Here is an 18,591-nt window from a genome sequence, read left to right as displayed (position 1 = left end):
CTTCAGAAGTCGTAGCGACCGGTCACGCCCAGGGTTCGCGGCGTGCCCAAAAGGCCCTCGTAACCACCGTTGCCGCCGGTCCAGAGAGTGGTGTAGTAGGTCTTGTCGAAAGCGTTCTTCAGCCACAGCGAGACGTCCCACTGGCCCTGCTCGTAGTTGCCCCGCAGGCCAGTGGAGAGGTTGACCACGGCGTAGCTGGGGATCTGCCCGTACTGGGAATCCTCCACCGTGCCCACGGCCTTGGAACGGAAGGCATAGCTGGCGGTGACGTACTCCTCCAGGCCGTTATCCAGGTTCCACTTGTATTCGCCGTTGGCGTTGGCGATCCACTTCGAGGCACCCACCACCTGGTGCCCGGTGAGATCGCAGGACGCCGGCGCCCCGGGACGCAAGCTGACCTCCGGCGGGCATGGGGCATCCTTGTAGGACAGGTAGCGCACGTCGTTGTAGGAACCGTTTAGGTTCAGGGTCAGGCCGCGCAGCGGCACCAGGGTGCTTTCCACCTCGACCCCGCGCGAGCGCACCGAACCGGCGTTGGTCAGGTACTGCACGCGGTTGCCATAGTCGTAGGCGTTGGTCTGGTAGCCGTTGACCTGGGTCCAGAACAGGTTGGCGTTGAGTTGCAGGCGCCGGTCCCACAGGGTGCTCTTGAAGCCCAGCTCGGCGTTGTTGGCGCGCTCGGTGCCGATCAGCAAGGAGTCGGCACCGGCCGTGGGCGCCGAACCTACCGCCAGGTTGACCCCGCCGGATTTCTCGCCGTGGGACAAGGTGGCATAGCCCAGCAGGTCATCGCTGAAGCGGTAGCTCAGGTTGAGCAACCCCGAGGGGCTGGTGCTGTACTGGTTCAGGTCGCCGGAATCGTAGGCCCCGGCCCGGCCACGCCGGGCATTGGCCGCAGCCCCGGTGACCGCTACACCGCCCAGGGGTGCGTCGCGGCCGACCGAGGCGGTTTTTTCCTCGTAGGAACCCCGCAGGCCAGCGGTGAAATCCAGGCGCTCGGTGAGGTGCCAGGTGCCCTGGGCGAACAGGGCGAAACTGTCGGTGCGGATCTTGCCCTTGCCGATGCTGGTGACGTCGTTCAGCGCACCGGTGGGCGTACCGTTCCAGATATCGGCCTTGGGCCCGTAGTAGGCGAAGGACTTGTTATCCAGGTCCGAGCCGAAGTAGTAGGCCCCCAGCACGTAGTCGAAGAACCCGCCGCTGGGCGAGGCCAGGCGAAACTCCTGGGACCACTGTTTATCTTCCACCGAGACCCCGGCGTTGTAGGTGGCCGGCACGTTGAGGCCATCGTCGTTGCGCGGGGTGAAGTTCCACCAGCGGTAGGAGCTGACCGAGGTCAGGGTGAAATCGCTGGGCAGGATCCAGTTGGCCTCCAGCGAAGTACCGCCCTGGAACACCGTGACGTGCTGGTCGTTGTCCAGGTTGACCTTGCGATGGCTGCCATTGACCAGGGTCGCCCCGGCGGCCGCCGCGCGCGACTCATAGACATTGCTGCCGTTGATGGTCGGCCCGGTGCTGTACAGCACCCGGGTGCCAGCGCTGGAATCCTCTTCGTTGTAGTCGCCGATCCAGCGCAGGTTGAAGCGGTCGCTGGGCTTGTACAGCAACTGGCCGCGAAAGCCCTGGCGCGAACCGCCGTTGAGGTCGTGGCCGTCGTGCTCGTTCTTGATATCGCCGTCGCTGCGAGTGCGATAGGCCGAGAAACGCCCCGCCAGCTCATCGGTCAGCGGCCCGGAAATGGTGCCCTTGGTCTGGAAGTAGCCATCCTCGCCCAGGGAGGTCTCGATGCTGCGCTCGGGGGTGAAGCTCGGCGCGCGGGTGCTGATGTTGATCACCCCGGCGGTGGTGTTCTTGCCGAACAGGGTGCCCTGGGGACCACGCAGCACTTCCAGCTGCTCGATGTCCATCAGGTCGAACACCGCCATTCCCGGCCGCCCCAGGTAGACGTTGTCGATGTACAGCCCGACGCTGCCTTCCAGGCCGTCGCTGGCCGGGTTGTTGCCCAGGCCGCGGATCGACACGCTGGACTGGCGCGCATGCATGTAGGCGACGTTGACGCTGGGCACCAGCTGTTGCAAGTCCTGGATGCGATAGACCCGCTGGCTCTCCAGGGCCTGGCCGCCGATCACGCTCATGGGTGTGGGCACGTTCTGCGAGCTTTCCTCGCGGCGCCGGGCGGTCACGGTCACGGTCTGCAACTGGCCGTCGTCGACCTTGTTGGCGCTGCTCTTGGCCGGGCTCGCCTGGGGCACCGGCGCCTCCTCGGCCCAGCTCGCGCTCCAGCCGGCACTGCCGGCCAGCAGCAGGGCCAGGGGCAGGCGCTTGAGCCGCCGAGGCGTGAGGGGTGAAGCGATGGACAACGGGCTCATGGGCGGCTCCTGGTCAGAAAACATACAGCTCGTATATTCCCTAAAGTTATTTATTTATGTTTTTACAAAGATTTACTGCATAAGAGATTGCCTTTATAAGGAGTCGACCTAATGCATAGCCAATGCATTTCCCCGATATTTTTTATGTGAAAAATGCATATCGACCTGCGCCAGCTCCGCCACTTCATCGCCCTCGCCGAGCAGCGCAGCTTCGTCGCCGCCGCGGCCACGGTGAACCTCTCGCAATCGGCCTTCAGCCGCAGCATCCAGGCGCTGGAGCACAGCGTCGGCTGCCAGCTGGTGGACCGTGGGCGCAAGGACCTGGCGCCGACCAAGCAGGGCCAGCTGCTGCTGGAACACGCGCGGCGGCTGGTCAGCGGCGCCCAGCAGATGGCCAACGAAATCAGCCAGTTCAATGGCCTGGAAGCCGGGGAGTTGCGCTTCGGCTGCGGCCCGGCACCGGCGGCCGGGCTGATCCCCCGGGCCATCGGCAGCTTCATCGGGCGCTATCCCAAGGCCCGGGTGCAGTTCCAGGTGGAGGATTGGCAGAGCCTGGGCAAGCGCCTGCTGTGCGAGGAGTTCGAGTTTTTCGTCGCCGATACCCGGCACTTCGAGGCCGACCCGGACTACCTGACCCAGCGCCTGCGCCCGCGCAAATGGCACTTCTGCTGCCGCGCCGGCCACCCCCTGGCCGGGCGCGACAGCGTCAGCGCCAGCGAGCTGATGAGCTATCCGCTGGCGGTGACCATCCGCCCGCCGAACCTGCGCAAGGTCATTGTCGATCTCAGTGGCAAGCCGGACTTCACGCCCAATGTGGAATGCGAGAACAGCTACAGCCTGCTGGGGGTGGTGCTGCGCTCGGACGCCATCGGCATCGTCGGCTCCTACAGCGATGCCCTGCACCAGGCCAAGGGCGAGCTGGTGTGCCTGAAAATCGAGGGGCTGGCCGACGACCTGGAAGAGCTCTACACCCGCTACGGCATCGTCAGCCGCGCCGGGTATCGGCTGTCGCCGCTGGCCCAGGCGATGATCGAGGAGATCAAGCACCTCGACGCACAGGATGAGGAGCTGTGCTCGCTGCACAAGCTCGCCATCTGATCCGACTTGCCGGCGATGGCGTCCTCAAGAGCGATGCACATCACGCATGAAAAGCATGCGGCAAATGCGCTTGCCGGCATCCCCTGGCGAAGGCGAAAACCCTCACCTGTCTTTCGATCGGTGAAGCCCATGTCCCCTACCCCCCAACCCGTGCGCAACGTGCTCTACATCATGTGCGACCAACTGCGCCGGGATTACCTGTCGTGCTACGGCCACCCGCACCTGCATACCCCCAATATCGACCGCCTGGCCGCCGCCGGAGTGCGCTTCAGCCGCGCCTACACCCAAGGCACCATCTGCGGCCCGTCGCGGATGTCGGCCTACACCGGGCGCTACGTCAGCAGCCACCAGGTGGCGTGGAACGCCGTGCCCCTGCCGCTTGAGGAACTGACCCTGGGCGACTACCTGCGGCCCCACGGCATCCGCACCGCGCTGGTGGGCAAGACCCACGCCACGCCCAACCTGGATGCCCAGCAGCGGCTGGATATCGCCGCCGACAGCCCCCAGGCCGAACAGTTGAACGAAGTAGGCTTCGAGCCCTGGTTCCGCCACGACGGCATCTACCCCGACGACCCGCTGTTCGACGACAAGCGCGAGTCCGCGCCCTACACCCACTACCTGCGCGAGCGTGGCTACGCCGGGCGCAACCCCTGGCATGACTGGGCCAACGCCGCAGCCGGCGAACAAGGGCAGATCCTCAGCGGCTGGAAGATGCGCCACGCGCACCTGCCGGCGCGGGTCGCCGCAGAGCATTCGGAAACCGTCTACACCACTGACCGCGCCATCGATTTCATCCACGAACAGAGCGAGCGCCCCTGGTGCCTGCACCTGTCCTACATCAAGCCGCACTGGCCCTATATCGCCCCGGCGCCCTACCACGCGCTCTACGGCGCAGAGCAGGTACTGGCGCCGGTGCGGGCCGCGCCGCAGGAAGCCAGCGACCACCCGGTGTACCAGGCCTTCCGCCAGCACGAGGAAAGCCTGAACTTCTCCCGCGATGAGGTGCGCGCCAACGTGGTGCCCACCTACATGGGCCTGATCAAGCAGGTGGACGACCAGCTAGGCCGGCTGTTCGATGTACTGCACAGCAGCGGACGCTGGGACGACACCCTGATTGTCTTCACCAGCGACCATGGCGACTTCCTCGGCGATCACTATCTGGGGGAAAAGGAATTCCTGCTGGAGCCGGCGGTAGGCGTGCCGCTGATCGTCCGCGATCCACGGCCAGCGGCGCACAGCAGCCGGGGCACGGTGGATGCCCGCCTGGTGGAAACCATCGATGCCCTGCCGACCTTCCTCGAGGCCCTGGGCTTGCCGGGTGCCGAGCACCGCCTGGAAGGCCGCTCGCTGATCCCGCTGCTGCATGGCGCCACGCCGCCCTGGCGCCGCTACGCCATCAGCGAATACGACTACGCCTTCCAGGCCCCGGCCCGGGAGCGCCTGGGCCAGCCCATCGACCGTTGCCGCATGACCATGGTGCGCAGCGAGCGCTGGAAGTACCTGGCCTACGACGGTTTTCGCCCGCAGCTGTTCGACCTCCAAAACGACCCACAGGAGCTGCACGACCTGGGGGCCGATCCGGCCTATGCGTCGGTGCGCGAAGAACACCTGGGCTACCTGCTGGAATGGCTGCGCGGCCTCAAGCGCCGGACCACCATAAGCTACGAGGAGATCGACCTGCGGGGCCAGCGTTTCCGCTACGGCGAACCGGAAGCGGAAAAGGTGGTGCAGATTGGGGTGTGGTGAGGCGCTGACTTCAAGGACCTCATCGCGGGCAAGCCTCGCTCCTACAAAGGCATACGCGTTCTTGCGTAGGAGCGAGCGGGCGGCGATCCGACTTGCCCGCGAAAAAACGCCAATCCGCCACCGTCCCGGAGCCGCTGCGGCGATTGTGTGGCCCTCGGGCCCTGCGCAGCCTCGCAAGCTCGGCAGCGGCAGGGTTGGTGGTGACCTGCAACCGTCGGGGGCGTTCAGGCCCCCTTGGTGGTCTGGCTGCGCTGGCCCTGGACACCCACCGGGACGTCGCCCTTGAGGGTCACCCGACGCACGACGCGGTCCTGGCTGCCGTAGTCGTCGACGGCGTAGTGCTGGGTCGAGCGGTTGTCCCAGATCGCCACGTCACCGGCGCTCCAGCGCCAGCGCACGGTGTTTTCAAGGCGCGTGACATGGCTTTGCAGCAGGTTGAACAGGTGCGCCGAATCGGCCTGGGAATAGCCCTTGATGCGCTTGACGAAATGCCCCAGCACCAGGCTCTTCTCGCCGCTCTGGGGATGCACGCGAACCACCGGGTGCTCGGTCTCGAACACCGTGGAGGTGAAGATCTTGCGGTAGCGCTCCAGCCGTTCCGCCGAGACGTCGGGCTTGACCGAGGCATAGTCGTACTCGTTGCTGTGCACCGCCCACAGCCGGTCCGCCAAGGCCCGCAGCTCCTCCGGCAGCTCGTTATAGGCGGTGGCGGTGTTGGCCCACACGGTGTCGCCGCCGAAGGCCGGGGCTACCACCGAGCGCAGGATCGAGGCCTTGGGATAGGCGTCGACGAAGGTCACGTCGGTGTGCCAGGAGTTGGCTCGCTGACCCTGGGCGCCATCGAGCTCCATCAGATAGCGGGTACCGTCGCGCACCGGCACGGTGGGGTGGGCCACCGGCTCGCCCAGCAGGTGGGAGAAGGCTTCCTGGCTCTGGTCGTCGAGGTGGGCCTGGCCACGGAAGAAGATCACCTTGTACTGCACCAGCGCCTGCTCGATGGCCTGCACGGTAGCGGCATCGAGCTCGCCGGAAAGTTGCACGCCACGGATCTCGGCGCCGATACGGCCGGCCACCGGGTGGATTTCAAGGGCCTGGACAACGGGTTTGACAGCTAATGCGGCATTACTCATCGAAGACACCCTCAGCGGACTGATCACGGTAGGCACCGCCGCGAAACAACGCTCTATCTATATTCACTTTAGATCTAATAGATAAATACATGCTTCGTTGACGGAATAAGAGCTTGCATTTAAAACCTCATTCCTCACTCGTCGCAAATGCCTTCGAGCTATTTTTCGGATGCCGGGAAAGCATATGGATCTTCGCCAATTGCGTTACTTCATCGCCCTCAACGAGCACCGCAGTTTTGTCCGCGCCGCCGATGCCATGGGCATCACCCAGCCGGCCTTCAGCCGCAGTATCCAGGGCCTGGAGCAGGAGTTCGGTTGCGTGCTGGTGGACCGGGGCAACAAGGACCTGCGCCCCACGCCCGAGGGCCAGGTGGTGCTGCAGCATGCCTTGAGCCTGGTGCAGGGTGCGGCCCTGCTCAGCAGTGAAGTGACCCAGATGACCAAGCTCGATGCCGGCGAGGTGCGCTTCGGCTGCGGCCCGGCGCCCGCGGTGAAGCTGGTGCCCGACGCCGTGGCGCAGTTCACCAGCGCCCACCCGCGGGTGCGTACCTGCTTTGCCGTGGATAACTGGGAAAAACTCAGCCGCAGCCTCAACCGCGAGGAGATCGAGTTCTTCATCGCCGACATCCGCCACTTCGAGGCCGACCCCAACTACCAGACCCAGGCCCTGACACCCAAGCGCGGGGTGTTCTTCTGCCGTCCCGGGCATCCGTTGCTGGCCAAGGAAAGCCTGTCCACCAACGACATGTTCGACTACCCCCTGGCCACCACCCTGATCCCGCCGGGCATTCGCAAGCTGCTGGCCAACCTGAGCGGGCGCATCGACTTTTCGCCGACCATCGAGACCGAGCATTTCCCGGCGCTGGTGAAGATCGTCCGCCAGTCCAACGCCATCGGCGTGGGCACCGCCGAGGCGTTCGCCGAGGATATCGCCCAGGGTTCGCTGGCCCTGCTGCACTGGCGCAACCTGCCGCAGAACATCGACAGCCTGAACGCCCGCTGCGGCATCGTCAGCCGCAGTGGTTTTCGCCTGTCGCCGGCGGCCCGCAAGATGATCGAAGTGCTGGTGAGCGTGGACCAGCAGCAAGTGGCCATGGCCCTGTAGCCGCTGACGAGCAGCGCGCGGCTGCGACCGGGCGCTACAGGCCGGCGGCGGCCAGTTGCGGGGCGACCCATTCGCTGACCTTGAACGGCTTGCGGATCAGCCGCTCCTTGGCCGCCAGGTCCACCGAGTCCTGCAAGCGGCCGAGGAACACCGGGTCCAGGGTCGAGGGGAAGATCTCGCTCAGGCGCTGGTCCTTGAGGTCATCCTGGAGAATCACCGGTGGATAACTGGCCAGCCCCGACACCAGTTGGATATAGGCCTCCTTGTTGCTGTCCTGGGTCAGCCATTGCACCGCCTGCTGCTGGGCCTTGAGCAGTTTTTCCACAGCCTCGGGATGCTCGTCGACGAACTTGCCCGACCCTACCAGCACCGCCTGCACGCTGCCGGCATCGCCCAGGTCCTTGGTACTCAGGGGCAATTCGGCCAGGCCCTTGCTGCGCAGGGCGGACAGCCCGGTGCTGCCCCAGGAGGCGTCGATTTGCTTGGCCGCCAGGGCCGCCACGGCGGCATTGAAGTCGAGGTTGACCACCTTCAGGTCCTTTTCGCTCAGGCCCCGGCTGGCCAGGGCCGCATCGAACGACAACTGGGTGGCGGTGCCACGGAACACCGCCACGCGCTTGCCCTTGAGGTCTTCCAGGGTCTTGATCCCCGACCCCGGCGCAACCCCCAGGTAATGCTTGACCCCACGGGCCGTGGCACTGAGCAGGCGGGTATCCAGGCCATTGGACTTGCCGATGATGGCCGCCAGGTCGCCGAGGTAGGCCAGGTCCACCTGGCCATTGGCGAAGGCTTCGTTGATCACCGGCCCCGCGCCCTTGAAGAAATTCCACTGGATCTTGATGCCCTGGTCGGCGAAGGCCTTCTCCAGGATCTGCTGGTGGCGCAGCACATCCACCACCCCGCCGGAACTGTGCTGGGTACCGGCGCTGAGGTCGGGCACGGCGATGCGGATTTCCTTGAGTTCGCCAGCCTGGGCCAGCAGCGGCAGGTAGCCCAGCAGCCCGGCCAGGGCCGGCGCGGCCAACAGGCTGATCACACGTTTGAAGGGAAGGTTCATGGGGACGGCTCCTGGAGGGCAAAGGCGTTGAGGAGCCCAAGGTAGGCCCAGCAGGGCAAGGCATTTAAATACTAAAAATTCACATTTTAATAACCTAAAGAAATAAATCAGTCAGTACGGGGCTCCCCCGGGAACATGCGGAAAATGCATGGAAAATATTCTCCAAATGCATTGGATGCGTGGCGAAGGGAAGCCTTAAATGGCTTCTCTTATCGCTCAATAGCATTGATGTGCTTTTTAATAGAACACAAATGCATATTGTAGGAGCGATCGGTTCCGCCACGCCTGGACGTGGCCCGCCCCATGCCATGCCGCACCCGACGACGGAGGTCCTCCATGGCCCGTGTTTCCCTGCTCAGCCTGCCCCTGTGGGCACCCTCCGGCCAGCGCCAACACTGGCCGGCGGCCAAGCACCTGCTGCCCTGGTTGCTGCCACTGGGGTTGTTCGGCCTGTGGTGGCTGGCCAGCCGCAACCAATGGATGAGCGAGCAGATCCTGCCGGCTCCGGAGCTGGTCTGGAACAGTGCCCGGGAGCTGGCCGCCGGCGAGCTCTGGAGCCACCTGGCGATCAGCCTGCAACGGCTGGGCTGGGGCCTGCTGGTCGGGATCGGCGCCGGTGCCCTGCTGGGTGGCGCCATGGGCTTCAGCCGCCGCCTGGAGCGCCTGGTGTTTCCCACCTTCGGCGCCCTGGCACAGATCCCGACCCTGGCCTGGGTACCGCTGTTCATGGTGTTTTTCGGTATCGGCGAACTGCTCAAGCTGGTGGTGCTGCTCAAGGCGGTAGTGGTCCCGGTGACCCTGCATACCCTGGTGGGCGTGCGCGACGCGCAACCGCGGCTGCGCGAAGCCGCCGCGGTGCTGCGCCTGCCACCGATCCTGCTGCTGCGGCGCCTGGTGCTGCCCGCTGCGCTGCCGGCCTTCATGGCGGGTGTGCGCCTGGCCCTGGCCACCGGCTGGACCTCGTTGCTGGCGGTGGAACTGCTGGCCTCCAGCGAAGGCATCGGCTACCTGATGGTCTGGGCCAGGCAGCTGTTCATGCTGGATATCGTCTTCGTCTGCATCCTGGTGATCGGTGTGCTGGGCATGGCCATGGATCGCGGCATCGGCTGGCTGGACCGCAAGCTGGTGTACTGGCCGCACCCGGCCACCGCCGAGTTTCGCCGTGGCCCGCGCTACCAGGGCTGGCAGCGCCTGCAACCCTGGCTGCTGCCCCTGGCGCTGCTGGCCCTGTGGCAATTGGCGAGCGAACGCCAGTGGCTGGACGCCAACATCCTGCCCAGCCCCCTGGTGGTGCTGGCCACCACCTTCGACGGCCTGGTCGATGGCAGCCTGCTGGGCGGCCTGGGCCTGAGCCTGGGACGTACCCTCACCGGCCTGTTGCTGGGCGGCAGCCTGGGCCTGGGGCTGGGACTGCTGCTGGGCCTGTCGCGCCTGAGCGAGCGCCTGCTGGGGCCGACCCTGGCCGCCCTGCGCCAGATCGCCATCTTCGCCTGGGTGCCGCTGCTTACCGCCTGGTTCGGCCTGGGCGAGCTGGCCAAGTGGGTCTTCGTCGCCCTGGCCGCCTTCTTCCCGCTGTTCATCGCCACCCAGCGCAGCGTCGCCCAGCTCTCGCCACAACTGGCGGAGGCTGCCCAGGTGTTGCGCCTGGGCCTCTGGCAGCGCCTGCGGCGCCTGGTGTTGCCCGGGGCCGCACCGGGGATCTTCGCCGGCCTGCGGGTGAGCCTGATCTACGCCTGGCTGGGCACCATCGGCGCCGAGTACTTCATGCCGTCCGACGGTGGGATCGGCAGCCAGATGATCAGCGCCCAGCAGCTGCTGCGCATGGACCTGATCATGGCCGGGATGCTGCTGGTGGGCCTGACCGGCGCCCTTATCAACTTCCTTGGGCAATGGCTGGAACGCCACGCCACCCGTTGGAGACACGCATGAACGCACCTCTGGTCAGCTTCAATCACGTGGGCAAGAGCTTTCCCGTCGCCGGTGGCGAACTGGAGGCGATCCGCGAATTCAACCTGGACATCGCCGAAGGCGAATTCGTCGCCATCGTCGGCTCCAGCGGCTGTGGCAAGTCCACCCTGTTGCGCCTGCTGATCGGCCTGGACACCGAGTTCCGTGGCCAGATACGCGTCGATGGCAAGGCCGTCGAGGGCATCGGCAGCGAACGCGGCATCGTGTTCCAGGAGCACCGGTTGTTCCCCTGGCTGAGCGTGGCCGAGAACATCGGCCTGGGCCTGGTCAACGAACCGCTGGGCGCCGCCGAACGCCAACGGCGCATCGCCGAGTTCATCGAGCTGGTGGGCCTCAAGGATTTCGCCAAGGCCTACCCGCACCAGCTGTCCGGCGGCATGGCACAGCGGGTGGCCATCGCCCGGGGGCTGGTGGCCAGCCCGCGCATCCTGCTGCTGGACGAACCCTTCGGCGCCCTCGATGCGCTGACCCGCCAGCAGATGCAGGACGAGCTGCTGGCGATCCGCGAGCGGGCACGGATCACCACGATACTGGTGACCCACGATGTCGAGGAAGCGATCTTCCTCGCCGACCGGGTGGTGGTGATGGAGCCACGCCCGGGGCGGATCAAGCGCGTGGTCGAGGTGGCCCTGCCCCATCCGCGCCAGCGCAGCAGCTTCGACTTCCACCAGTTGCGCGAGGAACTGCTGCACGAACTGACCAGCGACGATCACTACCAGGCCCCGACACCGGTACGGATCAGCGACCTGCCCTTGACCTTCATTGCTTGCTGAACAGGAGTGACTCGATGCCGCAACGTCCCAACTTCCTGGTGATCCTGGCCGACGACCTGGGCTTTTCCGACCTCGGCGCCTTCGGGGGCGAGATCGCCACGCCGAACCTCGATGCCCTGGCCTTCAACGGCCTGCGCCTGACCGACTTCCATACCGCCCCGACCTGCTCGCCGACCCGTTCCATGCTGCTCACCGGCACCGACCACCATATCGCCGGGATCGGCACCATGGCCGAGGCCCTGACCCCGGAGCTGATCGGCAAGCCAGGGTACGAGGGCCACCTCAACGACCGGGTAGCGGCCCTGCCCGAGCTGCTGCGCGAAGCCGGCTACCAGACCCTGATGAGCGGCAAGTGGCACCTGGGGCTGACCGTGGACCGCGCACCCCACGCCCGGGGCTTCGAGCGTTCGTTCGCGTTGCTGCCCGGGGCGGCCAACCACTATGGTTTCGAACCCACCTACGACGAGCACACCCCGGGCCTGCTCAAGTCCACCCCGGCGCTGTATATCGAGGACGACCGCTTCCTCGACGCTCTGCCGCAGGGGTTCTATTCCTCCGATGCCTTCGGCGACAAGCTTTTGCAGTACCTCAAGGAGCGCGACCAGAGCCGGCCGTTCTTCGCCTACCTGCCGTTCTCGGCGCCCCATTGGCCGTTGCAGGCCCCTGAAGAGATCGTCGCCAAGTACCGCGGGCGCTACGACGCCGGCCCCGAGGCCCTGCGCCTGGAACGGCTGGAGAAGCTCAAGGCCCTGGGGCTGGTGGACGCCCAGGTCGAGCCGCACCCGCTGATCGGCCTGGACGCCGAGTGGGCCGCCCTCAGCGACGATCAGCGCCAGCGCTCGGCCCGGGCCATGGAGGTGTATGCGGCGATGGTGGAGCGCATGGACTGGAACATCGGCCGGGTGGTGGATTACCTGCGCCAGCAGGGCCAGCTGGACAACACGCTGATCCTGTTCATGTCCGACAACGGAGCCGAAGGGGCGCTGCTGGAAGCCTTCCCCAAGTTCGGCCCGCAGCTGTTGAGCTACCTGGACCAGCATTACGACAACCGCCTTCAGAATATCGGCCGGGCCAATTCCTATGTCTGGTACGGACCGGCCTGGGCCCAGGCCGCCACCGCGCCGTCGCGGCTGTTCAAGGCCTTCACCACCCAGGGCGGGATTCGCGTGCCGGCGTTGCTGCATTACCCGCAGTTGCCGCTCAAGGGGCAGGTCAGCCATGGCTTCGGCACGGTGATGGACATCACCCCGACCCTGCTGGACCTGGCCGGCGTGCGCCATCCGGGCAAGCGCTGGCGCGGGCGCGATATCGCACCGCTACGGGGCAAGTCGTGGCTGGGGTTCCTGTCCGGCGAGACCGCGCAGGTACATGACGAGCACACGGTCACCGGCTGGGAGCTGTTCGGCCGCCGGGCGATCCGCCAGGGGCAATGGAAGGCGGTGTACATTCCAGGCCCCGTGGGCCCGGCCACCTGGCAGTTGTACGACCTGGGGCGCGATCCCGGGGAGATCCACGACCTAGCCGGCAGCCACCCGCAAAAGCTGCAAATCCTGTTGCAGGAGTGGCAGCGCTACGTGGACGAAACCGGGGTGATCCTCAGCGAGTCGCCGTTCCAGCCGGACTGATAGCGACCGGGCAATCACCATCGCGGGCAAGCCTCGCTCCTACCGGCATGGCTTGCCCGCGATTGGCTCAACCATCCCACCTCAGGCCTTCACCGCCTCCATCGCCGCCCGCTCCTTGGCGGTGAAGCGATTGGCCCGGGTGAAGGTGCCCAGGTCGTTGAAACGCACGCCCATCTGCGCCATCACCCGGTGGGCCACCGGCGCGGTCATCTGGCGGATGTAGAAGGGCTCCTTGACCACGAAGTGGTGGATGCCGTGGGTGCTGCCGAAGTTGAAGCAGAACGCTTGCAGCGGCCACATCCACCAGGGGTTGAGCACCTGGGTCTGCTGGAGCACGTTGCCCGGCTCGACATCACCGTAGTAGTGCATGTTGGAGCTGACGAAGTGCAGGCAGAAGGTACGCAGCACGTTCGGGCCGACGATCACCACCACGGCGATATCGATCACCTGCATCAGCGCCAGGGTGCTGGCCGACCACTCGATGGAAGTGCCCAGCAGCGCGGCGGCGCCATTGGCCCCATGGAAACCTAGAAACACGTACCAGGCCCCCCAGTGCAACTGCGCCAGGGGAGCATAGGCCGCCATCAGCCGGGCGAAACGCTTGAGCTTGGCCTTCCAGCCCGGTACATGGAGCGTATGGACGAAGGCCGAGATCATGTTGTCGCCCACCATCAGCAGTCGCGCGATGCCCCACGACTCGCCGTTGGTGATGCCACGTTCTTCGACGTCGCCCGCAGTGCCCGAGACCTTGTGGTGGTTCAAGTGCAATTGGCGGCGTATCCAGGGGTTGATGGTGCTGGGACGAGCCAGCCAGACCAAACCCATCATCAGGTTGTGGGGCACCCGCCGCTTGCGAAAATACATGCTGTGGATCAGGTCGTGCTCCAGTTCGTGGGTCAGCGAGGCGAAGAACGCATTGAGCAGCAGGCAGGCCCACCAGGCCAGGTGACCATTGAGATAGAGCGCCGCGCAGCCGACCATGCCGGCCAGGGCGAAGGCCAGGATCGCCGCGCCCAGGGCGTCCTGGTGGCGCAGGAGCGGATAGCGCCGGCGCAGTTCGTCGCCCCGGGCCATGACCACCTCGCGAATATGCGCCGCGCGTTGTTGCGCGTCCATCCGGTCGGGGCTTGCGCAAGTACCGTGCATGATTCCATCCTCTGGGTCAGTGATGTGTGCATCCTGCCCCGAGCCCCGGCCCGGGGCGCTAGCTGTGAACGCCAACCTGTTGACCGGACGCGCCAATCGCATGACCGAAGCCACTTCTCTCGCCAGCTGGACCCGTGCCCTGCGCAAGCAGCTGGATGCCCTGGACCTGGATAGCGCGGCCCTGTGCCGCGAGGCCGGACTTGACCCCCAATTGATGGACAATCCCAACGCCCGTTATCCGCTGTCGGCCACCACTCGTCTGTGGCAGTTGGCGGTACAGGCCAGCGGTGATCCGGCCATCGGCCTGCGGGTGTCGCGCTTCGTCAGCCCCACCACGTTCCACGCCCTGGGGTATGCACTGGTGGCCAGCGGCAGCTTGCGCGAGGTGTTCGAGCGCATCCTGCGCTATCACCAGGTGGTCAGCGATGCCCTGGTCCCGCAGTTGATCCGCGACTCGGACCGCTACCGCTTCGTCCTGAAGATTCCCGAAGGCGCCCAGCAGCCGGCGTTCGAGGCCATCGACGCGTTCGCCGCGATCCACGTGCGCACCTGTCGCAGCCGCCTGGGCCGTGAGTATGCGCCGCTGGCCGTACACCTGCGGCGGCCGCAGCCCGAGGACCCCAGCCAATGGCACCGGGTGTTCCGCTGCCCGGTGCACTTCGCGGCCAGCGAAGATTGCCTGGAGTTTCGCGTGCAGGATTTCGAAAGCCACCTGGACGACGCCAACCCGGAACTGGCCGAACACAACGAGCAAGTGCTCAAGCGCGCCCTGGCGCAGCTGCGGCCGCTGACCTGGGAGCGCAAGGTGCGCGAGGTGATCGAGGCCCAGTTGCCCGACGGCGAGCCGGCCGCCGAGCGAGTGGCCCAGGCCCTGCACCTGAGCCTGCGCAGCCTGCAACGGCACCTGGCGGACGAAGGCACGCGCTTCGACACCCTGCTCAACGAATGCCGGGAAAACCTCGCCCTGCTGCACCTGCGCGACCCGGCCTGCTCCCTGAGCGAGATCAGCTACCTGCTGGGGTTCGCCGACGCCAGCAGCTTCAGCCGGGCCTTCAAGCGCTGGACCGGCATGACCCCGGGGCAATTCCGCGACGGCCTGCGCTGACCCCCGAACCGTCCCTGACCTGTAGAAACCAGGCGCCGCCAGATGGCGGCGCGTGCCGAGCCTGCGACAGCGGCTACACGGAGTTGGCGAGAACACGCAGGCGTTCGGGGTCGAGGATCTCGATCTCGCCATAGCTCAGGCGCAAGATGCCCTGGTGCTGCAGGTCCTTGAGGATCTGGTTGGTGGTCTGGCGCGACAGCGAGAGCATCAGCGCCAGCTGCTCCTGGGGCAGATGCAGCAGGCGCCGGCTCTGGGCCACCTCGCCATAACCGGCAGCGATTGCCAGCAGGCGGTTGGCCACCCGCGCCGGAGCCGGCATCAGGCTCAGTTGCTCCAGGTTGATGAAGGCCAGGCGCAGCTTGTGGCTCATCAACAGGGCGAACTGGCGCCAGTAGACGGGTTGCTCGTCCAATAGCCGCACAAGGCTCGCCTGGGGTACCTGGAGCAAGGTGCAGGCGCCCTCGGCGCAGGCATCGTGGGTACGCGGCTGGCCATCGAACAGGCAGATCTCGCCGAACCAGTGGGGTGCCTCCATCAGGCTGAGCAAGGCCTCCTTGCCCTGTTCGCTGACCGCGCCGACCCGCACCACGCCTTCGACCACCGCATACAGGCCGCAGGGTGGATCGCCACGGCGAAACAGGTACTGCCCCGGCGCCAGCCGCCGCAAGCGGGCATTGTCGAGCAGACTATCCTGTAGAGAGGCCGGCACGTGGCTGAACCACTGGCCGGCCATCAGGCATTCGCGCCATTGCTGCATATCCATGGACCGTGTTTTCCCAGGGCATCGCCTTGATTGTCGCCTAGCCGACAGAGCCGTGATCGGGCGTCCGGCATGATCCCGTTACCCCAACGGAGGAACAACAATGAAAAGCCTCGTCGATCATCTCAGTCAATACGCGGCCTATCACCGCGACCCACGCAATATCGCCAGCCACTTCATCGGTATCCCAATGATCGTGGTCGCCGTGGCCGTACTGCTGTCCCGTCCGGCCTGGCCGGTGGCCGGGTTGATGCTCTCGCCGGCGCTGCTGCTGGCCCTGTTCGCAGCGGTGTACTACCTGCGCCTGGAACTGCGCCTGGGGTTATTGATGAGCGTGCTGATGGGCTTGTCGGCGTGGGCTGGCCAGGCACTGGCGCAACAGAGCACCCTGGTCTGGCTGGCCAGTGGCGTGGGTATGTTCGTTGTGGGCTGGGTGATCCAGTTCGTCGGCCATTACTACGAAGGGCGCAAGCCAGCCTTCGTCGATGACGTCTCCGGGCTGATCATCGGCCCGCTGTTCGTGGTGGCCGAACTGGCCTTCCTGCTGGGCCTGCGCCATGACCTCAAGCAGCAGATCGAGGCACGGGCGGGGGGTGTGCGGGCCAATCCGAAGCGTGCCGCGATCTAGATCGATATCGCGGGCAAGACCGGACGCGGGCAAGCCTCGCCCCTACAGGTTCGTGTCGTTCGCGGTATAGGCGAACCACTTCGATCCGCAGGAGCGAGCGGGCGGCGATCCGGCTTGCCCGCGATGCTTTAGCAGGCCGTTGAAAAATGTAGGCGAGCCTGTTTTCAACGCAGCGATGGCAACGCAGGTAGCTTTCAAACGACCTGTTAGAGGTTGGCGACCTTCTGCCAGACCTTGGGCTTGAAGAACAGCGTCTCGCCCTTGGCCAGGCCCACCAGGCTGTCATGGTCCTTCACCACTTCGGCCTCGATCAGTTCATCCTGGCCCTCGACCTTGAGGGTCACCCGGGTGGTGGCGCCCAGCGGGCGGATATCACGGACCTGGGCGGCGTGGTGGTCCTCCAGCTCCGAACGCGACAGCGACACTTCATGGGGCCGGAACAGCACATGGTCGTCCTCCCCCAGGCGCAGGCGGTTGGAGTCGCCGAGGAAGTGATAGACGAAATCGCTGGCCGGATACTCGTAGACCTCGCCAGGTGAGCCGATCTGCTCGATCACGCCCTTGTTCATCACCACGATGCGGTCGGCCACTTCCATGGCCTCTTCCTGGTCGTGGGTGACGAACACCGAGGTCAGGTTGATGTCTTCGTGCAGCCGCGCCAGCCAGCGGCGCAGCTCCTTGCGCACCTTGGCATCCAGCGCGCCGAAGGGCTCGTCCAGCAGCAGCACCTTGGGCTCCACCGCCAGGGCCCGGGCCAGGGCGATACGCTGGCGCTGGCCGCCGGAGAGCTGCTCCGGATAGCGATCGGAGAGCCAGTCCAGCTGCACCATGTTCAGCAGTTCATGGACTTTCTCGGCGATCCGGCTTTCGCTGGGGCGCTGGTTCTTGGGCTTCATGCGCAGGCCGAAGGCGACGTTGTCGAACACGCTCATGTGGCGGAACAGCGCGTAGTGCTGGAACACGAACCCGACGTTGCGATCGCGCACATCGTGGCCGGAAACGTCCTCGCCATGGAACACGATGTTGCCGGCATCGGGAGTCTCCAGGCCGGCGATGATCCGCAGCAGGGTGGTCTTGCCGCAGCCCGAGGGACCGAGCAGCGCCACCAGCTCACCGCTGTGGATATCCAGGTTGATGCTGTCCAGGGCCTTGAAGGCGTTGAAATTCTTGCTGACGTTACGGACTTCGATCGACATGTCTTATTCCTCCGCGGCGCTGGCGCGCAGGCGGTTGATTCGGGATTCGCTCCACTGCTTGAGCAGCAGGATGAACAACGCAAGGATCAGCAACAGGCTGGCCACGGCGAAGGCGGCGACGTGGTTGTACTCGTTGTAGAGGATCTCCACGTGCAGTGGCAGGGTGTTGGTGACCCCGCGGATGTGCCCGGAGACCACCGACACCGCGCCGAACTCGCCCATGGCCCGGGCGGTGCAGAGCACCACGCCGTAGATCAGGCCCCATTTGATGTTGGGTACGGTGACGTGCCAGAACATCTGCCAGCCGTTGGCCCCCAGCAGGCGCGCGGCCTCTTCTTCCTGGGTGCCCTGCTCCTGCATCAGCGGGATCAGCTCGCGGGCGACGAAGGGCACGGTGACGAAGATGGTGGCCAGGACGATGCCCGGCAGGGCGAACACGATCTGGATGTCGTGCTCCGACAGCCACGGGCCGAACAGCCCCTGGGCGCCGAACATCAGCACGTAGACCAGGCCGGCGATCACCGGCGACACCGAGAACGGCAGGTCGATCAGGGTCACCAGGAGGCTCTTGCCACGGAACGAATACTTGCTCACGCACCAGGCGGCGCTGACGCCGAACACCAGGTTCAACGGCACCGAGACCAGCACCGCGATCACCGTGAGCTTGAGCGCCGACAGCGCATCGGGCTCCAAGATCGCCGCGAAGAATGCCCCCAGGCCAAGCTTGAGCCCCTGGGACACGACGATGAACAGCGGCAACAGCAGGAACAGGGCAAAGATCAGCCAGCCCAGGCCAATCAATACCCGCCGCGAAGTGGCACTGCCACGGCGGGCGGCGTTGGCCGACGAGGCAGCGATGGACGATTGGGACATGGTTCGCGCCTC

15 protein-coding genes are annotated in these 18,591 nt (G+C 65.8%); 8 read left to right on the top strand and 7 right to left on the bottom strand.

The window, feature by feature from the left end; translation table 11 throughout:
- Nucleotides 1-2 precede the first annotated feature (2 nt).
- Nucleotides 3-2,369, bottom strand: a complete 2,367-nt coding sequence (locus AC3WK8_RS11965; protein ID WP_022643910.1) for a TonB-dependent receptor — start codon at nucleotides 2,367-2,369, stop codon at nucleotides 3-5.
- A gap of 153 nt (nucleotides 2,370-2,522) precedes the next feature.
- Here AC3WK8_RS11965 and AC3WK8_RS11960 point away from each other — a divergent pair, with 153 nt between their 5' ends.
- Both AC3WK8_RS11960 and AC3WK8_RS11955 read left to right on the top strand, forming a co-directional pair.
- On the top strand, nucleotides 2,523-3,467 hold the full coding sequence (locus tag AC3WK8_RS11960; RefSeq protein WP_085598095.1) for a LysR family transcriptional regulator: 945 nt from the start codon (nucleotides 2,523-2,525) through the stop codon (nucleotides 3,465-3,467).
- 129 nt (nucleotides 3,468-3,596) lie between these two features.
- Nucleotides 3,597-5,213, top strand: coding sequence for an alkaline phosphatase family protein (locus tag AC3WK8_RS11955; RefSeq protein WP_103324783.1), 1,617 nt, complete (start codon nucleotides 3,597-3,599; stop codon nucleotides 5,211-5,213).
- A gap of 224 nt (nucleotides 5,214-5,437) precedes the next feature.
- Here the strand turns inward: AC3WK8_RS11955 and AC3WK8_RS11950 are convergent, their stop codons facing one another.
- A complete protein-coding gene (locus tag AC3WK8_RS11950; protein ID WP_053132786.1) occupies nucleotides 5,438-6,343 on the bottom strand; it encodes a TauD/TfdA dioxygenase family protein in 906 nt (301 codons plus the stop codon).
- A 184-nt stretch (nucleotides 6,344-6,527) separates the two neighbouring features.
- Between AC3WK8_RS11950 and AC3WK8_RS11945 the strand changes: the two genes are divergently transcribed.
- Nucleotides 6,528-7,448, top strand: a complete 921-nt coding sequence (locus tag AC3WK8_RS11945) for a LysR family transcriptional regulator (protein ID WP_022643516.1) — start codon at nucleotides 6,528-6,530, stop codon at nucleotides 7,446-7,448.
- Nucleotides 7,449-7,482: 34 nt separating this feature from the next.
- On the opposite strand, the gene AC3WK8_RS11940 is transcribed toward AC3WK8_RS11945, so the two are convergent.
- Complete coding sequence (locus tag AC3WK8_RS11940; protein WP_103324784.1) at nucleotides 7,483-8,505, bottom strand: ABC transporter substrate-binding protein; 1,023 nt, start codon at nucleotides 8,503-8,505, stop codon at nucleotides 7,483-7,485.
- 336 nt (nucleotides 8,506-8,841) lie between these two features.
- Here AC3WK8_RS11940 and AC3WK8_RS11935 point away from each other — a divergent pair, with 336 nt between their 5' ends.
- From AC3WK8_RS11935 to AC3WK8_RS11925, 3 genes are read left to right on the top strand one after another with little or no spacing between them, the layout of a single operon-like run.
- Entirely contained in the window at nucleotides 8,842-10,434 is a 1,593-nt protein-coding gene (locus AC3WK8_RS11935; protein WP_103324785.1) for an ABC transporter permease, read from the top strand.
- Nucleotides 10,431-11,246, top strand: coding sequence for an ABC transporter ATP-binding protein (locus AC3WK8_RS11930; protein WP_103324786.1), 816 nt, complete (start codon nucleotides 10,431-10,433; stop codon nucleotides 11,244-11,246). The genes AC3WK8_RS11935 and AC3WK8_RS11930 overlap by 4 nt, the downstream gene beginning before the upstream one ends.
- A gap of 14 nt (nucleotides 11,247-11,260) precedes the next feature.
- A complete protein-coding gene (locus AC3WK8_RS11925) occupies nucleotides 11,261-12,871 on the top strand; it encodes an arylsulfatase (RefSeq protein WP_085598091.1) in 1,611 nt (536 codons plus the stop codon).
- Between the two features lie 81 nt (nucleotides 12,872-12,952).
- Here the strand turns inward: AC3WK8_RS11925 and AC3WK8_RS11920 are convergent, their stop codons facing one another.
- Complete coding sequence (locus tag AC3WK8_RS11920; RefSeq protein WP_103324787.1) at nucleotides 12,953-14,017, bottom strand: fatty acid desaturase; 1,065 nt, start codon at nucleotides 14,015-14,017, stop codon at nucleotides 12,953-12,955.
- A 100-nt stretch (nucleotides 14,018-14,117) separates the two neighbouring features.
- On the opposite strand from AC3WK8_RS11920, the gene AC3WK8_RS11915 reads away from it, so the two are divergent.
- Nucleotides 14,118-15,122, top strand: coding sequence for an AraC family transcriptional regulator (locus AC3WK8_RS11915; RefSeq protein WP_103324812.1), 1,005 nt, complete (start codon nucleotides 14,118-14,120; stop codon nucleotides 15,120-15,122).
- A gap of 73 nt (nucleotides 15,123-15,195) precedes the next feature.
- On the opposite strand, the gene AC3WK8_RS11910 is transcribed toward AC3WK8_RS11915, so the two are convergent.
- On the bottom strand, nucleotides 15,196-15,885 hold the full coding sequence (locus AC3WK8_RS11910) for a Crp/Fnr family transcriptional regulator (RefSeq protein ID WP_103324788.1): 690 nt from the start codon (nucleotides 15,883-15,885) through the stop codon (nucleotides 15,196-15,198).
- A 100-nt stretch (nucleotides 15,886-15,985) separates the two neighbouring features.
- Here AC3WK8_RS11910 and AC3WK8_RS11905 point away from each other — a divergent pair, with 100 nt between their 5' ends.
- Nucleotides 15,986-16,510 carry an Mpo1 family 2-hydroxy fatty acid dioxygenase gene (locus tag AC3WK8_RS11905; RefSeq protein WP_103324789.1) on the top strand — a complete coding sequence of 175 codons (525 nt, stop codon included), beginning with the start codon at nucleotides 15,986-15,988 and terminating at the stop codon, nucleotides 16,508-16,510.
- Nucleotides 16,511-16,716: 206 nt separating this feature from the next.
- Here the strand turns inward: AC3WK8_RS11905 and AC3WK8_RS11900 are convergent, their stop codons facing one another.
- Together AC3WK8_RS11900 and cysW are read right to left on the bottom strand one after the other, a co-directional pair.
- On the bottom strand, nucleotides 16,717-17,706 hold the full coding sequence (locus AC3WK8_RS11900) for a sulfate/molybdate ABC transporter ATP-binding protein (protein ID WP_103324790.1): 990 nt from the start codon (nucleotides 17,704-17,706) through the stop codon (nucleotides 16,717-16,719).
- Nucleotides 17,707-17,709: 3 nt separating this feature from the next.
- Nucleotides 17,710-18,579 carry a sulfate ABC transporter permease subunit CysW gene (gene cysW / locus AC3WK8_RS11895; RefSeq protein WP_085598086.1) on the bottom strand — a complete coding sequence of 290 codons (870 nt, stop codon included), beginning with the start codon at nucleotides 18,577-18,579 and terminating at the stop codon, nucleotides 17,710-17,712.
- Nucleotides 18,580-18,591: the final 12 nt, after the last annotated feature.

It is taken from the genome of Pseudomonas sp. FW507-12TSA (assembly GCF_058781435.1).
The sequence above is the reverse complement of the archived record's forward strand: the minus strand, read 5'-3'. Positions and strand labels throughout refer to the sequence as shown.